The organism is Streptomyces venezuelae (assembly GCF_008642355.1).
Lineage (GTDB): Bacteria > Actinomycetota > Actinomycetes > Streptomycetales > Streptomycetaceae > Streptomyces > Streptomyces venezuelae_B.
The window spans coordinates 3964117-3979959 of sequence record NZ_CP029193.1 but is presented as its reverse complement, the minus strand read 5'-3'; the positions used below and the strand labels follow the sequence as shown (position 1 = coordinate 3979959).

The 15843-nt window shown below is 70.9% G+C and carries 23 protein-coding genes, 1 tRNA gene and 1 other RNA gene; 20 read left to right on the top strand and 5 right to left on the bottom strand.

Annotation, left to right across the window (positions count from 1 at the left end):
• Positions 1–26 precede the first annotated feature (26 nt).
• A complete protein-coding gene (locus tag DEJ47_RS18405) occupies positions 27–620 on the top strand; it encodes a GNAT family N-acetyltransferase (protein ID WP_150169719.1) in 594 nt (197 codons plus the stop codon).
• Here the strand turns inward: DEJ47_RS18405 and DEJ47_RS18400 are convergent.
• The 4 genes from DEJ47_RS18400 to DEJ47_RS18385 all read right to left on the bottom strand — a co-directional run bounded on the left by DEJ47_RS18400 (position 617) and on the right by DEJ47_RS18385 (position 3132).
• Positions 617–1411, bottom strand: coding sequence for an ankyrin repeat domain-containing protein (locus DEJ47_RS18400; RefSeq protein ID WP_223828403.1), 795 nt, complete (start codon positions 1409–1411; stop codon positions 617–619). The two genes, DEJ47_RS18405 and DEJ47_RS18400, sit on opposite strands and share 4 nt — an antisense overlap.
• Positions 1350–2138, bottom strand: a complete 789-nt coding sequence (locus DEJ47_RS18395; protein WP_150169715.1) for a hypothetical protein — start codon at positions 2136–2138, stop codon at positions 1350–1352. Before DEJ47_RS18395 ends, DEJ47_RS18400 begins: the two co-directional genes overlap by 62 nt.
• A gap of 80 nt (positions 2139–2218) precedes the next feature.
• Positions 2219–2710, bottom strand: coding sequence for a hypothetical protein (locus tag DEJ47_RS18390; RefSeq protein ID WP_150169714.1), 492 nt, complete (start codon positions 2708–2710; stop codon positions 2219–2221).
• Positions 2711–2775: 65 nt separating this feature from the next.
• Positions 2776–3132: a transcriptional regulator gene (locus tag DEJ47_RS18385; protein ID WP_223828711.1), complete on the bottom strand. Its 357-nt coding sequence runs from the start codon at positions 3130–3132 to the stop codon at positions 2776–2778.
• 411 nt (positions 3133–3543) lie between these two features.
• On the opposite strand from DEJ47_RS18385, the gene DEJ47_RS37655 reads away from it, so the two are divergent.
• The 18 genes from DEJ47_RS37655 to DEJ47_RS18300 all read left to right on the top strand — a co-directional run bounded on the left by DEJ47_RS37655 (position 3544) and on the right by DEJ47_RS18300 (position 15416).
• A complete protein-coding gene (locus DEJ47_RS37655) occupies positions 3544–3882 on the top strand; it encodes a WhiB family transcriptional regulator (protein ID WP_343298475.1) in 339 nt (112 codons plus the stop codon).
• A complete protein-coding gene (locus DEJ47_RS18375) occupies positions 3882–4430 on the top strand; it encodes a hypothetical protein (protein ID WP_150169708.1) in 549 nt (182 codons plus the stop codon). Before DEJ47_RS37655 ends, DEJ47_RS18375 begins: the two co-directional genes overlap by 1 nt.
• A complete protein-coding gene (locus DEJ47_RS18370) occupies positions 4427–4618 on the top strand; it encodes a helix-turn-helix domain-containing protein (RefSeq protein WP_150169706.1) in 192 nt (63 codons plus the stop codon). The genes DEJ47_RS18375 and DEJ47_RS18370 overlap by 4 nt, the downstream gene beginning before the upstream one ends.
• Positions 4619–4858: 240 nt before the next feature.
• Complete coding sequence (locus DEJ47_RS18365) at positions 4859–5260, top strand: hypothetical protein (RefSeq protein WP_398336061.1); 402 nt, start codon at positions 4859–4861, stop codon at positions 5258–5260.
• A gap of 85 nt (positions 5261–5345) precedes the next feature.
• On the top strand, positions 5346–5951 hold the full coding sequence (locus DEJ47_RS18360; protein ID WP_150169702.1) for a phage tail protein: 606 nt from the start codon (positions 5346–5348) through the stop codon (positions 5949–5951).
• Between the two features lie 148 nt (positions 5952–6099).
• Positions 6100–6390, top strand: a complete 291-nt coding sequence (locus tag DEJ47_RS18355) for a hypothetical protein (protein WP_150169700.1) — start codon at positions 6100–6102, stop codon at positions 6388–6390.
• Between the two features lie 47 nt (positions 6391–6437).
• Positions 6438–6815, top strand: a complete 378-nt coding sequence (locus DEJ47_RS18350) for a hypothetical protein (RefSeq protein WP_150169698.1) — start codon at positions 6438–6440, stop codon at positions 6813–6815.
• 66 nt (positions 6816–6881) lie between these two features.
• Positions 6882–7439, top strand: coding sequence for a hypothetical protein (locus DEJ47_RS18345; RefSeq protein ID WP_150169696.1), 558 nt, complete (start codon positions 6882–6884; stop codon positions 7437–7439).
• A 79-nt stretch (positions 7440–7518) separates the two neighbouring features.
• Positions 7519–8067, top strand: a complete 549-nt coding sequence (locus DEJ47_RS18340) for a hypothetical protein (RefSeq protein ID WP_150169694.1) — start codon at positions 7519–7521, stop codon at positions 8065–8067.
• 41 nt (positions 8068–8108) lie between these two features.
• Positions 8109–9221, top strand: a complete 1113-nt coding sequence (locus tag DEJ47_RS18335) for a hypothetical protein (protein ID WP_150169692.1) — start codon at positions 8109–8111, stop codon at positions 9219–9221.
• A 39-nt stretch (positions 9222–9260) separates the two neighbouring features.
• Positions 9261–10079 (top strand): hypothetical protein, encoded by an 819-nt coding sequence (locus DEJ47_RS18330; RefSeq protein WP_150169690.1) that lies wholly within the window; start codon positions 9261–9263, stop codon positions 10077–10079.
• Positions 10066–12441: a hypothetical protein gene (locus DEJ47_RS18325; protein WP_150169688.1), complete on the top strand. Its 2376-nt coding sequence runs from the start codon at positions 10066–10068 to the stop codon at positions 12439–12441. The genes DEJ47_RS18330 and DEJ47_RS18325 overlap by 14 nt, the downstream gene beginning before the upstream one ends.
• On the top strand, positions 12438–12572 hold the full coding sequence (locus tag DEJ47_RS37375; RefSeq protein WP_263398896.1) for a hypothetical protein: 135 nt from the start codon (positions 12438–12440) through the stop codon (positions 12570–12572). The genes DEJ47_RS18325 and DEJ47_RS37375 overlap by 4 nt, the downstream gene beginning before the upstream one ends.
• 60 nt (positions 12573–12632) lie before the next feature.
• Entirely contained in the window at positions 12633–13268 is a 636-nt protein-coding gene (locus DEJ47_RS18320; RefSeq protein ID WP_150169686.1) for a hypothetical protein, read from the top strand.
• A 29-nt stretch (positions 13269–13297) separates the two neighbouring features.
• Positions 13298–14164: a peptidoglycan-binding protein gene (locus DEJ47_RS18315; RefSeq protein ID WP_150169684.1), complete on the top strand. Its 867-nt coding sequence runs from the start codon at positions 13298–13300 to the stop codon at positions 14162–14164.
• Positions 14161–14388 (top strand): hypothetical protein, encoded by a 228-nt coding sequence (locus DEJ47_RS18310; RefSeq protein WP_150169682.1) that lies wholly within the window; start codon positions 14161–14163, stop codon positions 14386–14388. The genes DEJ47_RS18315 and DEJ47_RS18310 overlap by 4 nt, the downstream gene beginning before the upstream one ends.
• The gene (locus tag DEJ47_RS18305; RefSeq protein ID WP_150169680.1) at positions 14375–14629 is read left to right on the top strand and encodes a hypothetical protein; all 255 of its coding nucleotides are present in this window, start codon (positions 14375–14377) and stop codon (positions 14627–14629) included. The genes DEJ47_RS18310 and DEJ47_RS18305 overlap by 14 nt, the downstream gene beginning before the upstream one ends.
• Before the next feature lie 412 nt (positions 14630–15041).
• A complete protein-coding gene (locus DEJ47_RS18300; protein WP_150169678.1) occupies positions 15042–15416 on the top strand; it encodes an STAS domain-containing protein in 375 nt (124 codons plus the stop codon).
• Positions 15417–15494: 78 nt separating this feature from the next.
• Here the strand turns inward: DEJ47_RS18300 and DEJ47_RS18295 are convergent.
• Positions 15495–15579 (bottom strand) — tRNA-Ser (locus tag DEJ47_RS18295).
• Between the two features lie 142 nt (positions 15580–15721).
• On the opposite strand from DEJ47_RS18295, the gene ffs reads away from it, so the two are divergent.
• Positions 15722–15820, top strand: an RNA gene (gene ffs, locus DEJ47_RS18290) — signal recognition particle sRNA small type.
• The last annotated feature ends 23 nt before the right edge of the window (positions 15821–15843 follow it).

The following is a 15843-nucleotide window of genomic DNA, read 5'->3' as shown; positions in this document are numbered from 1 at the left end:
GCCGACCGCTGTGATTCGATGCTTCGATGAGACGAGACCGTGCCGCCGACGCGGCAGACGGGCACCCCGTCCTCCGGTTGCGGGAACGTTCCGGCCAGCGTGATCTGGAGGCCTGCGTCGGTGTGCTCGCGGCCGTGCACAAGGCCGACGGGTATCCGGTCAACTGGCCCGCGGAGCCGCGGGCTTGGCTGGAAGGCACCGACGCGATCGGCGCGTGGGTGGCCGAGCTCGACGGGCGGGTCGTCGGGCACGTCGGTCTTGCCCGCCCGGGGCCGGGGGACGAGGCGCCGGGGCTGTGGCGCGAGGCGGTGTCGGAAGCGGCAGAGGCGACGGGGGCGGCGGGGTCGACGGGGGAGACGGAGGCGGTGGCCGTGTTGAGTCGCCTGTACGTCGCGCCGGACGCCCGCGGCCATGGGATCGGGGCCCTGCTGATGGGGAGGGCCGCGCGGGAGGCGCGGGGGCGCGGCCTGCATCCGGTCCTCGACGTGGTGTCCTCCGACCGGTCGGCGACCGCGCTCTACGAACGCATGGGGTGGCGGTCGCTGGGCGTCGTCGAGCGGGAGTGGGAGCCGGGGCAGCGGGTCGTCCTGCACTGTTACGCGGCTCCCGCGGCCGGCTAGGCCGGGCCCCGGGTCTCGCCGGTCCCCGTCCGCCGTCTCCTGGCCCCTGTCCCCCGCAGCCACTCCGCGACGTCGACGGCTCCCGCCTCGACCGCGATGTCCAGGGGTGTCATGCCGTCGTACCCGATCCAGTCGGGGTCGGCGCCCCGTTCGAGGAGGTAGCGGGCCGTCGCCAGGTGTCCGCCGCGGCACGCGCCCCAGAACGCGCTGGTGAGGTCGTGCCGGGTGATGTCGTGCTGTTCGATGTCGGGGGCGGCGTGGGCGTTCTGCGGGACGCGGGCGCCTTCGACGTAGGACGTGACGCGGTCGAGGAGGCCCAGCGTCGCCGCGTCCTGCAAGGTCGTCCGTGCTCCGAGGCCGAGGAGCCGGTGGGCAGCCCGCCACTGGCCGAAGCCCCGTGCGTCGGCGAGCGGCGTGCCGCCCCCGATGACCGCGCCGTCCGCCTCGATGTCCGCGCCCGCCGCGACCAGCGCGTCCACCGCCGCGACGTCGTCGTTGCTCGCGGCCCAGTGCAGGGGCGTTTCGCGGTGGGCGCCGACGAACCGGGCGTCGGGGTCGGCGCCCGCCGCGACCAGGGCCGAGATGACCTCGGGGGCCGCCGGAAAGTGGCCGGGCCAGTCCGTGGCGAGGTGCAGCATGCTGCGCGTGCCCGCCCCCTCGCCGTGCGACTCGACGCCCGCGGTGGCGAGTCCGGCGTGCGCGTCGAGCAGGTCGCGCAGCGTCGTGACGTCACCGCTGCGGATCGCGCCCGTCACGGCCATGGCCAGCGGGTCGTCGGCGTCGAGAATCACCCTGTCCGGCTTCCCCGTCATCTCCGGCCTTCCCGTCCTGCGCGGCGTGCTGATCGGGGGCCCTCGATCCTGGCAGCGGCCACTGACAACGGTCGCCCCGCGACACGATGCCGAGGACCATCGCCACGGCCACCGCGATCAAGTGTTCCCTGCCCGCCAGGTTCAATTCGGCGATCGACCCGGTCACCGTCGGCACGACCGCGGCGAGGAAGAGCAGGGGCGAACGCACCGCCACGGCCGTGTAGGCGAAGAGGCCGACGATCGCCGCCGACGCCCCGGTGTCGACCGTGTGCGCGGCCTCCGCGGGGACGCCGAGCCGGCCGGGGCCCAGGGCGATCATGACCCGCGCCCCGAGCGTTCCGGCGAGTGTGACGGCGTACGCCACCACCAGCGTCCGTACGCGTCCGAAGAGCAGCTCGGCCAGGGCGAACGCCAGGAACAGGCGGGGCAGGCCGCCCCACGCGGGCAGGTCCACCGCGGGCACGAAGAGGGAGACGGGCGTGCGGAGCAGCGTCAGCCAGACCGGCTGGTCGGCCCGAACCTCGCTGAGCACGCGCACCACGCCCGCTCCGGCGGCCGTCTGCTGGAACTCGTGCAGGCCGATCACGGCGACGCAGGCGAAGACGGCGAGCGAGACGCCGAGGGGGCCACGCTCCCGGAGCCTGCGGCACGGGGTCGCGACGACGCTCCGCCACTCGTGGAGTACGAACCGTGTTATGCGCGACACCAGCTGTCCATTCTCTTCCGCGTACTCGCGTACTGGCGTACTCGCCCGTCCGGACGGGCGAAAGCGGAGGATACGTGATGCTATGCGTCGGGGCCGGTGCGGTGGGGTCCGTCCTCCCGGCGCCTGCGTGGCCGGTGCGCCATCAGGTCCCTCGTTCCGCGGGCCTCGTCCGTGCCCACGATCGGGAGCGGGTGGGTGCCTCGCGGCGCACTCGAAGGGAACCGGAGCAGCGATCCCGCGGTCGGCGCCTCCTCGTCCGCGTGACCGGCATGACCGGCCGGCGAACCGGCTCCCGGGCCGTCGTCGGCCGTCCGCGCGTGTTCCGTGGCGCGGGCGTGTTCCGCCCAGCCCTCCTGGAACCAGCGCAGCTGGCTCTGCTGCGCCTCCTCCTCGGTGAGTATCCGGACGCCGTCGATCCCGGCCTCCTGGATCTTCGAACCGAGCTCGATCAGCAGCCCGCCGACGAGGTAGGCCAGCTCCTCGGACGCCCTCGTCCCGCTCTCGGCGCCCTGGTGTCCCGCACCGCGACGCCGTGCGCCCCCGGACGGCCCCTCCGCTTCGTCAGTCGGCATGTTCGCACTCCCTCTGTGCCCCCGGGCTGCGTAAGTCGGCCGTGAGTCGGCCCCCACCTGTTCGTCTACTCGACCTGCGGCAGGAACGCCTTCGTGACTCTCACGAAGACCTCCTGCAGTTCCGGGGGCACCCCCATTCTCCGGGCCGCTTCCTCGGGGCTCAGCAGTCGGGGGGTCTCGGGCTCCCCGCCCCGCGCCGCCATGATCGGCAGATCGTTCTCGGACAGCCGGCCGGAGCGGATCAGCATGTCCCGCAGGGGGACCCCGAGGACGGCGGCGAGGCGCCGCATCGTCTCCAGGTCCGGCATGCTCTGCCGCTGGATCAGTCGGCTGACCGCGGCCCGGTGCACGCCCGCGTCGTCCGCCAGTTTGGACTTGCCGCCGCCGCGCGGACTGTCGATGTCGTAACCGCGCTCGCGCATCACGCCCTCGATCCACTCGGCGAACTCCTCCAGTTCGTCCGCTCGGTTCCGGCCACCCTCACGGCCGTGTTCGTGATCGCTGCCGGGTCGGTACCCCTGGTCGCTGCGGGCGCTGGCCCGCGGGCTGGACACCATGTCGTCGCTCTCCCCTCGTCGCAGGGTGAGCGTACCGATCGCGCGCGCACCGAAATATGTGCGCGCTCGCACGTTGTTGTGAAGATCCGGCGCACGCGGGCGCGGGAGAGCGCATCCGCCGCGCGTCCGGGGCCGTCGCCGCATCTGTTTCCGGCCACCCGCATCTCCTCCTCCGACCTCTCGTCCTCCCGTTTTTAGTTGCGCGTGCGCACGTAGCGTGGAACTCTGATCACGCATCGACGTCTTCGAACTAATGTTCGCATACCTGCGGAGGGGATGCGCATGCCCAATCGGACAGATCTGCTCGCACCTGCTCTGAACAGCGCGTTTACTGACACACGAGTCTCCGGGCCCCACCGGGACGAGGCTCTCGACTGGCGCAGAAACGCCGCCTGTGTGGATCTCCCCCAGCAGTACGTCTTCACTCGCACCCCTGCAGAAGCCGCGCCGGTATTGCGCGCCTGCAATCAGTGCCCCATTCGCCGTGAGTGCGAAGCCATCGTCGACCCGTCGCACACGTGGTTCGACGGGGTCAGCGGGGGGCGCCTGTGGCGCAACGGACGCGAGGTCAAGCCGCGCAAGCCGAGGTCCACCGAGAAGCCGAGGAGCTCGTGATGAGCGGCAGCACCGTCGACCGCGCCGCGCTCTGGATCGACTCGCTGCGCCGCCGGTACCCCTTGCTCCTGGAGGAGCTGGCGCCCGGCACCGGACGTACGTTCCGAGAGGTGCGGGGCGGTGGTCCGTCCGCGTCCACCACCGCTCCCGTACGCCTCTACGTCTCCGACGCCCTTCGCGACATCGGCGACGGGGTGGTCGAGCTGGAGGAGGCGGTACGCGACCGGCTCGGCCTGCGCCGCATCTCCGCCGCCCCGGTGCCGGTCCGCCTGCGCCGCCTCGCCGAACTCCTCGATGTAGTGCGGGAAAGGGACCTGCCCGACCTCGCCGTCCACGTCGAGGAGGAGACCCGCCGGATGGCCAACCGGTGCGCCCGCGCCCTCGGGGACCCCGAACAGCTGGTGCGGCTGCCCGGTCGCTGCCCGGCCTGCGACTCGGTGTCGCTGCGCGCCTTTCCCGAACGCGGGGTCGCGATGTGCGTGAACCCGCCCTGCCGGCACGTACTCGACGACGGTGTGCTCGACGGGGAGACGGGAGCCACGGCATGAACGCACCTCTCATCTCGGGCGACCTCGCCGCCACCGAGGCCGATGTCTCGCCCGCGACCATCCGCAAGTGGGTCCAGCTCGGCCACCTGAAGGCCGCGGGCAGGCAGGGGCGACGCTCGATGTACCGCCTGGAGGACGTGTTCGCCGCGGAGCGGTGCGTGCGGCGGGCGGCGAGGGCACAGTCCTAGGAGCAGATCCAGGCGTACGTGAAGAGGGTCCCGCACCGGTCGGTGCGGGACCCTTCTCGCGTCTCCGACCAGCCCCAACACCCCTCCCCGCCGGTTCAGTTGCGGGATCAGGGACCCTGGATCACACTTGGAGCAGCGGCAGAGCTGCGCCCCGCACCGGGGCGGCGGACCTGCCGCTTTGTGTTGCCCGCAGTTGTGTCACCCCCACTCGTTTCCCTTCTCATGACAGGGAGTGTCCATGTGTCCATCCTGACCTTCCCCGACGCGGAACGGCTCGTCGTCGACTTCCTCAAGAACCGGGCAGAGCTGGCCGGTTCGGTCGTCGACAACAAGCCGCCCGCCGGGTTCGACGGCACCCAGAAGGCCGTCCTCGTCTCCCGCGTCGGCGGCGCGTGGGTCGACGACCGGCATCTCGACCAGCCGCTGCTCGATTTCGAGGTCTACGGCCCGGACAAGTCCACCGCGCACGGCATCTCCCTCGCCGCCCGTGCCTGTGTGCTCGAACTGACCGGCACCTCGTACGGCGGGGCCGTCGTCACCGACGTCTCCGAGGCGGACGGGCCGCGCTGGCTGCCCGACTACAACCGCCCGGCGGGCAACCGGTACCTGTCGACGGTGCGGGTCTCGATCCGCCCCGCGTAGCACCACCCCGCAGCCGCACCCCCAGGCCCTGCCATCCGGCGGGGCCTTCGTCGTACCCGAACGAAACAACATCTGAGGAGTTCGCATGGCAGGCAACAACGGCAAGGAAATCCGCGTCGCCGGTACCGGACGGGTGCTGATCGCGCCGGTCGGGACCGACGGGCCGGCCACCATCGCCACCGACTGGGACAAGGGGAAGTGGACGGACCTCGGTTACACCACGACCGACGGCATCAAGTTCAACAAGAAGGACAAGATCGACCCGGTCGACACCTGGCAGTCGGTGAGCCCGGCGCGGTTCATCTACTCCGACCGCGACCTGACCGTGAAGTTCCAGCTGCTGCAGCTGAACAAGGCGAACCTGGCCTTCTTCATGGGCGGTGGCGAGGTCAAGGCGGCCACCGTGCCGGCGACGCTCGACGCGCAGGCCGAGCCGGAGCTGAAGGAGTTCACGTACGACCTCGCCAACACCCCGGCGCCGGACGAGCGTGCGCTCGGCATCGAGTTCACCGACGGTGCGGCGAAGTACCGGTTCGTCGTGCCGCGTGGTCAGGTCACCGAGACCGAGGAGATCGGTCTGACCCGGACCGGCGCGGTGAAGCTGGGCGTGACGTTCACGGCGCTCGCCAAGGACGACAACGCTCCGCTGGCCAGCTTCCGGATCAAGGAACTGGCGACGTCGTACGTGTAAGCGGTCCGGGACGCAGAGCCCCTGCGCGACCGCTTGATTGATTGCGCAAAATCGCCGGTTGCGCTTGCGCGCGACCGCATAGGATCCCAGCGACGCCCGGCCCGTGCCCCCAGCACGGCCGGGCGTCGCCCTGCCGAAGGAGAGACCCGTGTCCGGCTTCAACGTCAACGCCGCCCGCGCCCAGCGCCTCGAAGCGCTCGGCCGGGCGTGGACCTTCGAGCTCGACTCCGACAGCTTCGAGCTGCCGACCGAACTGACCCGCGCGACCGCGCGCAAGCTCCGTGACCTCGACGACAACGATGTGGACGGGCTGCTCGAACTGCTCCTCGGGGAGCAGCAGTTCGCCCGCTTCGAGCGGCACGAGGTCACGATGCAGGACATCGCGGCGATCCTCGAGGCGTACGGCAAGGAGACCGGGCTCGGCCTGGGGGAAGGCTGAGCCTCGGCGCGTTCGTCGACGAACACGCCGAGGCTCTTGAGGCCGACCTGCTCCGCTTCTACGGCCTCGACCTCCTGGACTGGCACCGCGGCCGCCTCTCCTCCCGCCGCCTCGCCGTTCTGATCCGGCATCTGCCGCGGGAGGGGGCGGTGGCGCGGGAGACGGAGGGGGAGGCGGCGGAGTGGTCGGTGGGGGACTACCTGCTGGCCCACGCGGTGGACCAACTGGCTCAGGCGAACTGGATGTTCGCCACGGTCAACCAGGACGAGGACGCGGATCCGCTGGACCCGCCGCAGCCGTTGCCGCGCCCGGACGCCGAGAGCGCCGCCGACGAGTCCGAGGCGGAGTATCCGTCACCCACTGCCTCCGCGAATGCGACTCCGGCGAAACCTACCCCGCAGCAGCTGGCCGCTTTCTTCACCTGACCTTTTCCGCGGCCTCCCCAGGGGCCATGATCTGCCGGACGGCAGACGACCTGTGGAGGGGTGTGCGTGAAAGTGCAGATGACGAGTTGGTCCTCGTGGCGCAGCAAGGAGGTGCTCGTGCGCGAGGCCGGGGAAACCGGACCGATACCACTGCAGATCCGGGGAGTGTTCGGAGCCTCCGTGGTGGCCTATGCGGCCCAGCGCACGGATTCGACCGTCGCACAGGGGGTTTCGTACCGGATATGGAATGCGGGTAAACGTCGCATCATCCTGCCTGCGGGATACAACTCCCTGGACGTTGAACGGCGTTCTGTGGGCTCCAGTGGGTCCACCGGTATCGGTCCGTGGAAAGTGACCAGGCTGGCCGATGAGGACGTCCCTCTCGCCGTCGGCCAGATGGCCGGCCGCGGTCCGTGGGTGCTGCGGCTCGCGGACGGCTCCGCGAAAACCCTGCGCATCGTGTGGAACCAGGGGAAGTCCCCTGGCTGCCTGACGCTGTTCCGTGCCGACTCCGGCGCCGGCGAGGAACTCTCCGAACCGGAACACACCCAGGAGACCATCCGTGTGGCCGGCCCCGGGTACCTCCTCCTCGATGCCCGCCGCTGGACACTCGACATCGCCTGACCCATCGGATCACCACTGACGGCCTTGTGCGCCCCGACAGACGGCGCCCAGGGCCGTCACCTGTTTCTGGGAGCTGATCATGGCCGAACCGAGCACACCTGCACCGGGCAAGGGCGCGGCCACGCCCGATCCCACCGTCGTCAAGTGGTTCAAGGATTTCACCGAGCGGGAGCTCGTGAAAAAGGTCGAGCTCAACGCGCTCAAGAGCGAGATGAACGGTGGAGCCTTCGCCGCCAATGGCATCAGTGGCGAGCTCACCGGAATCAAGCTGGAGAAGACCATCTGGGACCCCCTTCAGGACCTTGAGAACAAGAAGGCTGAAGGCCTGGGTGAGCTACCGAGTCAACTCAAGGCGGCGGCCGGAAAAGCGCAGACGACGGCTGACAGAGCCGAGACCAAAGCCACCGGCGCCGACCGGCGCATCACCGACCTCTCCCGCGAACTCAACCGCAAAATCGCCCGTAAGGCGGACCTCTCCGACCTCCGGTCGACTGCCAGTCGGCACGACAGTCAGCTCGAAGGCCTTCGGAGCAGTCAGGTCAACGCGCTGAACCGCGAGGCGCGCCAGGCCAGGGTCAGCGTCCAGGCGCTGGAGGACGAGATCGCCCGGCTCAATGCCCGCTTCTGATCCGGCGTGCAAGGAGTGGAAATCCTGAGGAGTAGACACCCATGGCATTGAACAAGTCCGTAAGCAGCGCGGCCACCCAACTCGGCCGCATGCGCAGCGCCGCGAGTCAGGCCGCCACCCAGGTCGGCAAGTTGGGGAAGTCCACCGGCTCCGCCGCCGGGTCCGTGGGCAAGCTGAACAAGCCCACCGGGTCCGCCGCCTCCGCCGTCGGCAAGCTCGGCAAGTCCACCACGTCCGCCGCCACCGCGGTCGGCAAGCTGCGTACGTCCGCCAACAGCAGCAGCGGCGCGGTCAAGCAGCTGCACAGCGGACTCCGTACCGCCGACGGGTCCCTGGGCAAGGCGAAGAAGGGATCCGACAAGTTCAAGAGTTCGCTCGACAAGCTGCGGAGTTCGGCGAACAAGGCAAAGACCGCCCTGCGTGACGTGAAGCGTCAGGCCGACGCCGTGGAGAAGTCCGTCGGGAAGGCCGGCAAGAACGCCGACAAGGGCGGCAAGTCCATGGGCAACCTGGGCAAGGGGCTCAAGGGGGCGAGCACCGCGCAGAAGGGGCTCAATCTCGCCATGGCGGCCAGCCCCTTCGGGCTGATCATGACGCTCGCCGCCCCGCTGATCGCCCAGTTCGTGAACATGGACAAGGTCACCGCCGCCCTCAAGCGCGGGATGAACGCCGCGTGGAAGGGCATCAAGTCCGGCACCCGCGCTGCCGTCGACTTCATCAAGCCGCTGGTCAAGGGGCTCGGCAATCTCATCCTGACCCCCATCAAGGGGCTCGCCTCCGCCCTCAACGGCGTGTTCGGCGTTCTCGCCGGGATCAAGATCTCCATCCCCAGCTGGGTGCCGAAGTGGGGAGGGAAGTCGTTCGGCTTCCCGCGACTTCACGTGCCCGTACCGCACCTCGCCCAGGGCGGCATCGTGCAGGCCCGCAACGGCGGCACGCTCGCGCTCGTCGGTGAGGCGGGTGAGCACGAAGCCGTCATCCCGCTGTCGCGCCTCGAACGGATGATCAGCAACGGTGGCGGCAACGCCGTCGCCCTGCGCCGTCTCGCCGAGGCCATGGAGCGCCTCGCGGACCGGCCCGTCCACGTCGACGTCGACTCGCAGACCATCGCCCGCGCCGTGTTCGCGGGCCGGCGCGCCCTGGCACGGCGCTGACCCCCGATCCACCGAGTCACAACAGAACAGGAGGAGTTCATGGCCAGGAACCTGTGGATCGGAGCCCCCGGTCGGCTCCGGGAGATCCGGCAGGCGGCGAAGAGCTGGGACCGCACCGCCGAGCTCAACGTCACCGAGTTCAAGGCGCTCGAAGGGCGCGTCACCACCTTCGCGCCGACCCGCACCATCCGCCGTCTCAAGCTCTCCTTCGAGTGGCTTGAGCCCGATGACGCCCAGCACCTCGCCCGGCTCGCCCGCCGCGTCGGCACCGGCCGCGGCCCGCTCGTCGTCCTCGACCCCGCCTCCGTCAACCTGCTCGACCCCTATCAGGCGGCCGGTCAGTCGGACATCCCCGGTGGCTGGGACCACTGGTTCACCATGAACGGCGACATCGCGCTGGCCAGGAACGCCGACGGCGTCACGACCGTCGACTGCCGGGACGCGGCCGCCGCCGTCGGGTGGATCCACGGGGTGTGGGCCGGCTGGCCCGTCGTGCCCGGCATGCGGGCGTCCTGGCTGCTCCCCGAAGGCTGGGACCCGGCCGTCGCCACCGCCCAGCTGGACTGGAAGGCGGCGGACGGCAAGTACCTGAGCAGCAGCCACGCCATCGGCGCGTCCGTCACCGCGGTCGCCCCCGCGGGCGCCGCCTTCGTCACACCCGTCGCACGGCCCGGCGCCGTCGGCCTGTTCGGGCTCGCGGGCGGCTGCCTCACCCTCGACGAGGAGCCCGTCGCGCACGCGCTCGGCGACGGCTGCCCGGCCATGGTGGTCACGGCGTACACGGACGTCCCCGCGGCCAGGCTGCCGTACCGCAACGTCAGCCTCGACCTCGTGGAGGTCCGCGATGCAGCGCTCTGACGAGGTCCTCGACCGGGCCCTGTCCACGCCGGAGCGCGTACCGGCCCACTCCACGCGCCTCGGCGGCAAGGAGATCGGCCCGCAGGTCCAGTCGTGGAAGGTCGAGCGGGCGTACGCCACGGACCTTCCCGAGGCGATGCGGGCCGTTTCCGGCAGCGCCTCCGCCCAGCTGGAGCTGTTGCTCGGCGGTGCGGAGGGCGTTCCCGCGCCGCGGCTGTACTCGGCCTGGGCCGACCGGCTCACGGGTGATCTCGTACGTCCCGGACAGTCCGTCGTCCACACATCCGGTGCGGGTGGGCGCACCGTGCCGGCCTTCCGCGGCACGGTGCGTTCGCGCACGGCGGCCTCCGGGAGCGACACCGTCACCGTGCAGGCGCTGGACGGGGCGGAGCGGCTGCGGGGGCCCGCCTCCCTGCCCCGGCCGTACCACGGCTACTACTACGGGCGGCCGGTCGCCACCGCGACCTGGTGCGTCGACGAACTCCTGCGCCAGGGCGGCATCCACAGCTGTCCCCCGCCGCGGGCCCCGGACATCGACCCGGCCGACACGCAGCCGTTCACCGCGCTGTACGCCTCCCTGCACGGCGGGTTCAACGCGACCCACGGCCAGCCCGAGTACGTACCGAGCCCGTCGACGTACGACTGGATTCGTGAGGGCGCGCCCTTCGAGATGGCCCTCATGCCCAAGGCGGCCGGTCTCGAGGCGTCGTGGATGCCGCGCTCGCGGTTCACCCTGCCGGGCAAGGTCTTCCAGGTGGAGTGCTGGGTCAACACGGCGCTCGCGCGGGGCAACATGATCGAGATGTCGGCGGTGTTCGACCAGAACGGGACACGCACCGGCTACCTCAAGGCGACCTTCGACATCGCCACCGGCAAGGTGCACATCAGCTCCGGAACGAACGGTGTCGGCGAGCAGACGACGAACCCCTGGGTCTTCGACACGCTCGCCTCGCTGCGGGGGGTCTGGCACCTCGGCTTCACGGTGGACACGTCCTCGACCGGCACGGTCGTCGCTCCGACCGTGCAGCCCCGCCTCACCCAGCCCGACGGCAGGAACCGGGTGGGGCAGACGGTGACCTTCGACAAGGAGATCGCCTGGCAGCCGATCTCCGAGCTGCAGCAGGTCAACCTCAAGACCGACATGGCCGTCGAGTGCATCCAGGTCACCGACCGGCTCTGGACGGACACCGCCAGCTATCCGTGGGAGGAGTGGGAGCAGCGCGGCCAGTGGACCAAGGGTGCCGTCCTCGACACCCCCGAACTGCCCCTCTTCGACATCCCCAAGGTGTCCGGCTCCCAGTGGGACGTGATCACCGAGATCGCACGGGCCAGCATGTCCACCGCCGAGTTCGACGAACAGGGCGTGTTCCGCTGGCGCGGTCCCTCTCGGTTCACCACGGTGCCGGCCGTGCCCGACCTCACCGTCACCACGCGCCGGGACATCTCCTCGCTCACCGTCACCGAGGAGATCGACGCCTGCCGCAACTACTGCGAGCAGCCCTACCAGGACTGGAACGGGATCAAGGCGGTGGCCGGTGAGCCGATCCTGGACACGGTGGTACGGGAGATCAAGCCGAACTCGGCGATCGTCGTGCAGTACGCCATGGCCGAGGACGACACCGAGGTCGGCCCGCCCGGCGTCCTGGACGACTCCGTCTCCGGTGAGGGGCACCAGGTGCGCTTCGGCACCGCGAAGACCGGCGGGACGTCGGTCAAGGGCGAGGTCACGGTGAGCTGCTGGCGGGACGGGCCGACGTACTTCGTGCGGTTCGCCAACCACAGTGCGGCCAGCGTCTGGACGGTCACGAAGGACGGCAAGCCCTCCGTGCGGCTCCAGCCGCTCAAGCGCTCGGCCGACCCGAAGCTGCGCTCGTACGCGTGGCGGAACACGACCAGTCAGAAGTACTACGGCAAGCAGCAGTACACGGCCCCCTCCGGTGACTGGGTGCAGACCGTCGACACCGCGTCCGCCCTGTCGAAGGCCATGCTCACCGCCGGGCGCTACCCCGTGCCGCTCCTCGGCGACGTCGAGGTCCTGCACGACCCGCGCATCCAGCTCGGCGACGTGGTCCGCGTCGTCGACACGGCGGGCGCCGAACTCGACACCCTGGCCTGGGTGGTGGGCATCCGCACCACACACGCCGCGGGCAGCGCGCCGCAGCAGACCCTCACCCTGCGCGGCACCGCCTACAACGGCGTACCGGCCGACGAGGGGCTGGTCCCCGACGTCCCGGTCGACCCCGCCTACGGAGTGCAGCGGAAGTACGTCCGACTCGCCGCCCAGTACGCGACGCTCGGCGACCTCACGGCGAAGGCGATCAGCTACCGGACGCTTCTGGAGACGACGGGAGGAACGGAGTGAACGAGGAAACGACGCTCACGGAGGCGTACGTACCGCCGCCGGGCCCCGTGCAGATCGACGACCCGCTGGTGGCGGCGGACGACGAGGGGACGGGCCTGAGCGACATGACGCAACCGCCCCTCGGGGGCTGACCCGCAACGCGCCCGAACCCCTGAACCCCTGACCCCTGGACCCGGAGGAATCAGAAGACCATGGTCGCTCTCACCCCCCTCGGCAACCTCCCCTACCCCCAGCCCGCCGACAATGCCGACATCCCCGTCCACCTGCAGTCGCTCGCGGAGGCCGTCGACGGCCGCACCGTGCTGCGGTTCGCCGACGCCGCCGCCCGCGACGCGAAGGTGACCGACCCGATCCCCGGCATGATCGCCTGGCTCAACAACCCCGGCCGGCACTACTACTTCACCGCCGCCAAGCAGTGGGCCCCGCTCTCCCTCGGCCCCGTGTACTGGTCGAGCACCCTGACCGGCACGACGACGTCGACGGCGTACGTCGAGACGCTCACCGGCGCCACCGACCCCTTCACCATCACGTTCATCGCCCCGCCGTACGGCACCGCGGTCCTCACGGTCGGCGCCCGCTTCAACAACAGCGCGGCCGGTCTCGCGTACTTCTCGGCCAACGTGAAGCAGGGCACCCGGGTCGTCAGCGCCGCCTCCGACGCCCGCGCGGCCCTCGTCGGCGGCACGAACCAGGTCACGGCGAGCATGCAGTACCCGCTCTCCGGCCTCACCCCGGGCGCCGCCTACACCGTGACCGGTGCCTACCGCACCACGGCAGGCACCCTCACCCTCAGCAACCGCTACCTCACCATCACGTCCCTGATCTGACCTGATCTGACGCACACCGGGGAGGCCTCATGGCCACACCTCTGTCCCCCGACGCCCTCGTCCGCGCCCTGCGCGGCGAGGGCGTCCGCATGAGAGAACACGGCAACTGGAGGACGCACAACCGCAACCACAAGGGCCCCTGGGGCCCCGTGCACGGCGTCATGCTGCACCACACGGCAGGGCGCGACAGCCTCGCCCTCTGCCGCCGGGGCATGCCGGATCTGCCGGGTCCGCTCTGTATCGGACTCATCAGCAAGGACGGCACGCTCCACCTGATCGGATACGGCCGCACCAACCACGCGGGCAACGGTTCCGCCGCCGCGCTCGACGCCGTGCGGAGGTCGAAGGCGCTGCCGTCCCGGCCGGGGCCCGACGCCGTGGACGGCAACGCCCGTTTCTACGGCTTCGAGATCGAGAACCTCGGCAACGGCCGCGACCCGTTCCCCGCCGTCCAGCTCGACACGGTCGAACGCCTCTCGGCGGCGCTGTGCCGGGCGCACGGCTGGTCGGGCGCGAGCGTCATCGGCCACAAGGAGTGGACCCGACGCAAGATCGACCCGACGTTCTCGATGCCGGTGATGCGGGGGCGGGTCGCCAAGCGGCTCGGCTCCGACGCGCCGGGCGGCGAGGGCGGCGAAGACGGTCCCGCGTACGAGCCGTTCCCCGGCGCCGCGTTCTTCGCGATCGGCCGTCACAGCGCGCTGTTCACCTCCGTCGGGAGGCGCCTGGTCAAGGAGGGCTGCGGGCGGTACGAGGTCGGACCCGGGCCCGTCTGGACCGAGGCCGACCGCGCCTCGTACGCCGCCTGGCAGCACAAGCTCGGCTACCGGGGCGCGGACGCGGACGGGGTGCCGGGCCGGGCCAGCTGGAACCGGCTGCGGGTGCCGCGGTCATGACCGATGCCACGCGCAGAGGGCTGCGCACCGCCGTGCAGACACTCGTCACCCTCATCACCGCCCTGCCGCTGCTCGCCGCCGACCCGGGCGTCGCCGACGTCCCGGTGCTCGCGGGCCTCGTGGCCTTCGCCGCGGCGCTGAGCCGCCTCATGGCCGTGCCGGCCGTCGAGGCGCTGCTGCCCCCGTGGCTGCGGAGGCGGGGGGTGGACGATGGCCGGAGCTGAGACGGGGAGCGTCCCCCTGGAGCTGGAGCGGCTGCGCCGTTCCGTGGACGTCGGGTTCGCCACGACCAGGGGTGACCTCGCCCTCCTGCTCCAGCGCGCCGACCAGACCGACAAGACCCTCTCCGAGCACGAGGACCGCCTCGACGCCCTGGAACGCAGCCGCTGGCCCCTGCCCTCCCTGGCAGCGATCACCTCCTGCACCGCCCTGGCCGTCACCCTCTGGCAGGCGGGCGGCAGGTGAGGCGCTGAACGACGACGCGAGGGGCCCGGCCGCCGCCACGGTGGCCGGGCCCTCGACGTCCGGGCCACCGTGGGCCGTTGGCGGCGGCCCCGGCACCACACGAGACGCCACAACAGGGCCGTGCAGATTCCAGCCGACCGTCACTCGACGTCAACTCAGGCGCCGGCTCTGACGCGGTGCACAAACTTCGACTTCGTCAAGACGGAATGTTGGACACTACGTTGACGGGGGCATATCACCATGGGAAACCCCGCGCCTCCGACACACCCCACATCCCGCGCTCAGTGACTCCACCCTTGTAAGTCGCCCCCCCCGCACTCCGCACGCCGTCACCCAGGACCCCGGTGGCTCTTCGTCCCACCCGCCCCATCGGCCCCCCTGGACGTGGGCCGTACGCAGGGAGGATGCCGCCATGATCCACGGCGTTCCGCTCCCCGGCGGACAACTGCGCGTCCACCGGGCCCCCGACCACCTCGTCATGGAGTTCCACGGCGAGATAGACATCGCGGCGGCCCTGGAGATCCTGCCGATCCTGGACGCGGCGACCACGCCGCCCGAGACGCTGCTCGTCATCGACCTCACGCCGACCACGTTCCTCGACTGCTCCGGCCTGGCCCTGCTCTGCCGCGCCCGCACCCGCCTGGAGGAACGAGACGGCGACCTGCTCCTGGTCTGCCCCCACCCACTCATCCTGCGCACGCTGCGCGTCCTCCACCTCACAGCCCGCCTCCGCCCGGCCCCCACGTTGGAGGAAGCGCTGCGCGGACGGTTACGGGCGGCGGGCTGAACGATCCGAGCGGGCCGAAACGGGAACCGGGAAACGACGAAGGCCCGAACCGTCTGAACGGTCCGGGCCTTCTGCCGGCGGAGGATACGAGATTCGAACTCGTGAGGGGTTGCCCCCAACACGCTTTCCAAGCGTGCGCCCTAGGCCACTAGGCGAATCCTCCGCCGCAAACAATACAAGACGTTGGGCAGTGCTCGCGAACACGATCCACTCGCGGGACTCCCGAGGGAGTCTCGAGGGGGTCACGGGGGCTGAACCGTTCCTCCCGGCGTCGCTTCCACGCCCCGGGATCCGCTACTGTGGGGGCCAGCCCCTCACGTGGCGCTATCTGACTGAACTCCCCCAGGGCCGGAAGGCAGCAAGGGTAGGTCGGCTCTGGCGGGTGCGTGGGGGGCGCTTTGCGTTCCGGTGCGGTCCGCGTTGTCGG